1 protein-coding gene is annotated in these 1535 nt (G+C 38.0%); it reads left to right on the forward strand.

Annotation, left to right across the window (positions count from 1 at the left end):
- Nucleotides 1–400: 400 nt before the first annotated feature.
- Nucleotides 401–1535, forward strand: a 1135-nt coding sequence (locus tag ACX9YW_RS22835) for a hypothetical protein (protein WP_460351000.1), incomplete at its 3' end; no start/stop codon positions are given.

A 1535-nucleotide genomic window follows, 5' to 3' on the forward strand; every position in this document is an offset into this window, starting at 1 on the left:
GATATTGGGTTTGAGTAGAGGAATCGGTCGCCAAGAGAGAGTCTTGTCGCCCGATTATGGATTAGAGCCGAGGTATTGGTCGTCAAGAGTAACTCTTGGCGACCACTTTTGGGTTTAAGTAGAGGAAACGGTCTTCAAGAAAGAGTCTCGGTAACTGAAATTGGGTTTTAACGGCAAAGCGAACTCTCCAAATAGGTTAAAATTTTTGAAGGAAAGTTAATTATTCGACGACTCTTGAAGGGAAGTAAAATGAGTTAAATAGGGATTAGAAAAAAGTAACAATAGGTTCCTAATACCAATTACCTGGTTCAAATTATCTAATTTTATAGGTTTTTGTCGAAATTACGTGAATAACTGTTAAAATAGGAAGGAAGAAGCAAAGTAGAAAGAGTGATAATTTTTGAGTTGGCTAGATAAGTTATTTAAGATGTTTCAAGATAAAGAGGAACAAGTTACCATAATAAGAAACGAGGAAAGCCTTTATCATGAACATAAAGGTAAGGAATTAGAAACTAAAGTCAAATACCAATATCCTAAAGGGTCTAATCAAACTGAAATCGACCAACCCTTGCCTAAGCCAAATAGAGTTCGCTCAAAAAGAGAAAAGACTGTTCATACTACAACCGTTCAGTCAGCTACAGATACTTATCATGATGAGCATAAAAATAGACCAAGTCGTAGACATAAACGCCTAAATCAGGAAGAACTCGTCATCCAAGGCAATATGGAAGAACAACCAGAAATGAAGACTGTAGAAAAGGAAAAAGTAGTTGAAATCCAGCCTGTCAAAGCTGCTAAAAGAAGCAATCGACCGTTTCGACCAACCGAAATTCCATCACCGGTTTATGGTTTCAAACCAAGACCATCGAAATTTGATTTAGTGGAATATGAGCTCTCAAGTGATGTCACCGACATTGAAAATAATCTTGATGAAAGTAATTTTGAAATTGAGAATAATCTCAATATGGTAACCGAATTCGATGAATATGGAAACCGGCTTGAAAATCTAGAAGAACAAGAACCAAATGCACTGGAAGATTCAGCTGAGGTAGAACCGAAACCAATAATGGAAGATTCATCAGAAGTAGACCAGGAACCAATAATAGAAGATTCATCAGAAGTAGACCAGGAACCAATAAAAGAAGATTCAGCTGAAGTAGACCAGGAACCAATAATAGAAGATTCAGCTGAGGTTGAACAAGAACTAATCACTATGGAAGATTTAGCTGAGGTTAAGCACGAACATAGTAGGGACAGCACCTTGGAAGAATTCCAAGTACCAAAAGAAGTCATTCAACCGATTGAAGATGTTGAACCAATTGAATTAGAACTGCAGCAGGTGGAAATCGAAGAGAGTCATGCCAAACAGGTTGCAGAGCCAATACGGTCATCGCGTTCCCATATCCCTTTTAATGTCCTAATGCTTAAACAGGATAAACTCAATTGGGAACAGCAAAAGCGACCTGATTACAAACCACAGCAACAGCAACAACAGCAACAACAGCAACAACAGCAACAACAGCAACAACAGCAAC

Source organism: Pseudoneobacillus rhizolycopersici (assembly GCF_054786815.1).